Annotated in this window: 4 protein-coding genes; 1 reads left to right on the top strand and 3 read right to left on the bottom strand. The window is 73.5% G+C overall.

Features of this window, described 5'->3' with window-relative positions; genetic code table 11:
• Window positions 1–42 precede the first annotated feature (42 nt).
• Genes mgrA through ACTUAL_RS04045 form a run of 3 tightly spaced genes read right to left on the bottom strand, consistent with a single transcriptional unit; the run spans window position 43 to window position 4,275 of the window.
• Complete coding sequence (mgrA, locus tag ACTUAL_RS04035) at window positions 43–1,023, bottom strand: L-glyceraldehyde 3-phosphate reductase (RefSeq protein ID WP_096496806.1); 981 nt, start codon at window positions 1,021–1,023, stop codon at window positions 43–45.
• 7 nt (window positions 1,024–1,030) lie between these two features.
• A complete protein-coding gene (locus ACTUAL_RS04040; RefSeq protein WP_096496807.1) occupies window positions 1,031–1,894 on the bottom strand; it encodes a LacI family DNA-binding transcriptional regulator in 864 nt (287 codons plus the stop codon).
• A complete protein-coding gene (locus tag ACTUAL_RS04045) occupies window positions 1,891–4,275 on the bottom strand; it encodes a glycosyl hydrolase 2 galactose-binding domain-containing protein (protein ID WP_440899310.1) in 2,385 nt (794 codons plus the stop codon). Before ACTUAL_RS04045 ends, ACTUAL_RS04040 begins: the two co-directional genes overlap by 4 nt.
• A gap of 170 nt (window positions 4,276–4,445) precedes the next feature.
• Here ACTUAL_RS04045 and ACTUAL_RS04050 point away from each other — a divergent pair.
• Window positions 4,446–4,939, top strand: a 494-nt coding sequence (locus ACTUAL_RS04050; protein ID WP_440899311.1) for a glycoside hydrolase family 36 N-terminal domain-containing protein, incomplete at its 3' end; no start/stop codon positions are given.

The following is a 4,939-nucleotide window of genomic DNA, read 5'->3' on the forward strand; positions in this document are numbered from 1 at the left end:
GCGCGGGGCGCGGGGGCCGTGCCGACCCCCGCGCCCGCCCCGTCAGAGGTGCTTCTCGATCTCGGCCAGCTCGTCGGCGGTCAGCTCCAGGTTCCCCACCGCGGCCACGTTGTCCGCCAGCTGCTCCGGGCTGCTCGCCCCGACCAGCGCGGACGTGGCGTTGCGCAGCACCCACGCGATCGCCAGCTGCGCCAGGGTCTGGCCCCGGCCCTCGGCGAGCGCGTTGAGCGCCCTGACCCTGTCCAGCTTCTCCTCGGTGATGGCGTCGGACTTGAGGAACGGGCTACTGCCCGCCGCCCGCGAGCCCTCGGGGACGCCGCCCAGGTACCGGTTGGTCAGCAGCCCCTGCGCCAGCGGGGAGAACGCGATGCTGCCCGCGCCGACCTCGTCGAGCACGTCGAACAGGCCGTCCTCGGTCCACCGGTTGAACATCGAGTACGAGGGCTGGTGGATGAGCAGCGGCGTGCCCAGCTCGCGCAGCACCCGCGCGGCCTCGGCGGTCTGCTCGGCGGAGTAGTTGGAGATGCCCGCGTACAGCGCCTTGCCGGAGCGGACCGCGTGGTCCAGCGCGCCCATGGACTCCTCGATGGGGGTCTCGGGGTCCGGGCGGTGGTGGTAGAAGACGTCGACGTGGTCGAGCTTCATGCGGCTGAGCGACTGGTCCAGCGAGGACAGCAGGTACTTGCGGGAGCCGAAGTCGCCGTACGGGCCGTCCCACATGGTGTAGCCGGCCTTGGTGGAAATGATGATCTCGTCGCGGTGCGCGGCCAGGTCCTGGCCGAACAGCACCCCGAAGTTGCGCTCGGCCGAGCCGGGCGGCGGGCCGTAGTTGTTGGCCAGGTCGAAGTGCGTCACGCCGAGGTCGAAGGCCCGGCGCAGGATGGCGCGCTGGGTCTCCAACCCCTTGTCGTCGCCGAAGTTGTGCCACAGGCCGAGCGACACGGCGGGCAGCTTGAGCCCGCTGCGGCCGACCCGCCTGTAGGGCATCCGCTCGTACCGGTCCGACGACGGCAGGTAGGACATGGTTCTCCTATGCGGGGCTGGCTTTCGTGCTCTCCCTGGCGACCAGGACGGCCGCAGGCGACCAGCGGTCGGCCACCGGGCCGCCCGCGATCAGCTCCAGCACCGACTCGGCGACGAGCTCGCCGAACCGGTGGACGTCGACGCTCATCGTGGTGAGCGCGGGTGAGGCGAGGCGGCACAGGGTCGAGTCGTCCCAGGCGATGATGCCCAGCCCGCCGGGCACGTCGACACCGCGCTCCTTGGCCGCGCCGAGGCCTGCGACGGCCATGACGTCGTTGTCGTAGAGGACGGCCGTGGGCGGCTCGTCCAGCTCCAGCAGGGCGGCGGTGAGCTTCGCGCCGGACTCCTCCGAGTAGTCGCCCTCGACCACAACGGGGGCGACGCCGTGCTCGGCGCAGGCCGCCAGCAGCGCGGTGGTGCGCGCCTGGGTGTGCAGCAGCCCCGAGGGGCCGGTGACGCGGGCGATGGCCCGGTGGCCTGCGGCGACCAGGTGCTCCAGCGCGGCCCGGACCGGGGCGGTGTCGTCGGTGCGCACCGCGGGGAGGTCGCCGTCGGGCTCGCCGACGAGCACGGCGGGCAGGCCGACCTCGCGCAGCACGGCGGGTCGGCGGTCGTCCTCGGTGCGGTTGACCACGACCACCGCGTCCACCAGCCCGCGCGCGGCCCACCTGCGGTAGGCGGCGATCTCGGCGTCCTGGGTGGACACCACGTGCAGCAGCACCGACAGCTCGCGCTCGGCCAGCCGCTCCTCGATGCCCGCGATGAACTCCATGAAGAACGGTTCGACGCCGAGCAGGCGGGTCGGCCTGGCGAGCACCAGGCCGACCGCGCCCGTCGACGCCCCACCGGTCGTGCCGGGTGTTCCGGTCAACGACCCACCAGGGCGTTGGCCGTTCGCAGCACGCGCGGGTCGGTCAGCGCGGCCGGGTCCAGGTCGGCGGAGGTGGTGACGTGGAAGGCGTGCCGCTCGCCGGGGAGCAGGGTGACGAGCTGGTCGTCCACGCGCGCGTCGGGCGCGGCCTTGTCCACCAGCAGCGCGACGTCGCGGGCGAGCGCGGTGGCGGTGACCTCGACCCGGTAGCCGCCGTCGACGCGGTGCGCGGTGGCGGTGAGCGGGGACGGGTCGAGCGCGGCGTCGCGGTCCTCGGCGAACAGGTGCAGCGCGCGCACCCCACCCGCGGTGGCTACCACGACCTCGGCCTCCCGGTTGTCCGCTGACAGCAGGGACTCCGGCAGCTCGACCACGGACGTGGAGCGGGCGGCGACCCCGAGCCGCAGTGTAGTCGTCGCCAGCTCGTGCCCGTCGAACGAGATCCGGCGGACCACCAGGTCCTCGTCCCAGGGCTCGGCGGTGTCGTTGACCGCGACGACGGCGGTGCGGCCGTCGCGCGGCTGGGCGGTCAGCAGCCGGGGCGCGAACGCGTGCTTGAGCGCGTGGAACAGCGGCTTCTCCCGGCCCTCGCCGTCGACGGCGGCCCAGGAGGTGACCGGCCCGCAGTCGTTGAGCTGCCACACGACCGCGCCCGCCGTGCGCGGCCAGTGCGAGCGGAAGTGCTCGACGCCGAACGCGACCGCGCGGGCCTGGTTGAGCGGGGCGGCCCGGTGCCAGTCCTCGAAGGACTCGGGGACCGGCAGGTGCGGCTCCATGCCCCGGTCGAGCTTGCCGTTGCCGTCCTCGGCCTTCTGGTGCAGCAGGAACGCGGGCGAGGAGGGGGTCAGGGGGCCGTCGGCCTCGTGCACCCAGTCGGTGAGGGTGCGCCAGGTGGGCGGGCCCTGGAAGCCGAACTCGGCGCAGAAGCGGGGCGCGTGGTCGCGGTAGCGGGTGTAGTCGACGCGGTTCCACACCTCCCACTCGTGGCGGGTGGCGTGGCCCTGGTCGTTGGGGTGGACCTCGCCGGGGCTGTACGGGCTGCCGGGCGAGTAGGGGCGGGTCGGGTCGAGCTCGGCGACGATCGCGGGCAGCAGGTCGGTGTAGTAGCCCAGGCCCCAGGTGCGCTCGCCCAGCTGCTCCTTCCAGCCCCAGTCCTCGTGGCCCCAGAGGTTCTCGTTGTTGCCGTTCCACAGCGCGAGCGAGGCGTGCGGGGTGAGGCGGGCGACGTTCTCGCGGGCCTCGGCCTCGACCTCGGCGCGCAGCTCGCCTTCTTCGGCGTAGGCGGCGCAGGCGAACGGGAAGTCCTGCCAGACCAGGACGCCGCGCTCGTCGCAGACGTCGTAGAAGTCCTCGGTCTCGTAGATCCCGCCGCCCCAGATCCGCAGCAGGTTGAGGTTCGCGGCGAGGGCCTGGTCGACGCGGCGGGCGAGGCGGTCGCGGGTGACGCGGGTGAGGAAGTGGTCGTCGGGGATCCAGTTGGCTCCCTTGGCGAAGACCCGCTCGCCGTTGACGACGAAGGTGAACGGGGTGCCGTCGGCGTCGGGCTCGGTGTCGACGGTGATGGTGCGGAAGCCGATGCGGCGGGTGAAGGTGTCGCGCTCGTCGCCCGACTCGGCGACGACCTCCAGGTCGAACAGCGGTTGCTGCCCGTAGCCGACCGGCCACCACAGCGGGGCGTCCGGGACCAGGACGGTGAGCACCGCGGTGTCGCCGTCGACGGTGGCGCGCTGCTCGTGGTCGCCGACGCGGGCGGTGAGCAGGCTGGGGGCGTCGCCCGCGCGGTCGAGCCGGACGTGGACCTCGACGCGGCCGGTCCCGTCCGGGTCGACGGTGACCAGCGGTCGGACCTCGGCGAGCCGGGCGCCGGTCCAGCGCTCCAGGCGGACCGGCTTCCAGATGCCCGCGGTCTGCAGGTCGGGGCCCCAGTCCCAGCCGAACGAGCAGGCCATCTTGCGGACCGCGTTGAACGGGTGCGGGTAGGCGCGGGGGCGCTCGCCCAGCTCGGCCTGGGTCCGCTCGGCGTGCTCCAGGGCGGAGTCGAACTCCACCACCAGGTCGTTCTCGCCGTCCCTGAGCACGTCGCGGACGTCGAAGCGGTAGCTTCGGTGCATGTTGGCGGTGGAGCCGAGGGGGCGCCCGTTGAGCAGGACGGTCGCCACCGTGTCCAGGCCGTCGAAGACCAGTTCCACCTTCTCGCCGGCGCGCGCGGCCTCCGAGGTGAGGACCGTCGCGTAGCGCCACCGCGCCCGGTGCGCCCAGGCCAGCTCCGCCTCGTTCCGGTCCAGGTACGGGTCGGGGATCAGCCCGGCGCGCAGGAGGTCGAGGTGGGCGCTGCCGGGGACCTCGGCGGGCGTGGTCGCGTCCGCGAGGTGCTCGGGCACGGGTCCGCCCACCGCGCGCAAATGCCACCCGTCGTGAACCGTTCGGCGGATCATGAGGTACTCCATTCCCGGCGGTGGTGGTGTCGCGTGCTGGTGAGCAAGAGCCTGGCGATTCTTACGCCGCCAACTAAAGTAAGTCAACGACGTAACTCGCCAGAGGAGAGACCACAGTGGCGGACCTGAGGCACCTGCGCGCCGCGGGCGTGAGCCTGGTGCTCGACCTGACCGGAGGGACCCTCCCCCGCGTGCTGCACTGGGGCGCGGACCTGGGGCCCGACCCCGACCTGGAGTCGCTGCGGCTGCTGTCGCTGCGCCAGCCCATCGGCAACTCGGTGGACGGGCACGTGGAGGTGTCCGTGCTGCCCGAGCAGTCGGCGGGCTGGCTCGGCACCCCCGGCCTCGTCGGGCACCGGGAGGGCGCGGACTTCTCGGTGGCCTTCCGGGTGACCGCGGTGGACGCCTCCGGGGACGGCGTGGTCGTGCGCGCCGCGGACGAGACCGCCGGGCTGGGCGCGGAGGTGGTCGTCGAACTGCTGCCGTCCGGCGTGGTGCGGCAGCGCGCGCGGGTGACGAACACCGGCGGCTCGGTGTTCACCGTGGACGCGCTGAACCTGGCGCTGCCGGTGCCCGCCGAGGCGGTGGAGCTGCTCGACTTCAGCGGCCA

The organism is Actinosynnema sp. (assembly GCF_052038725.1).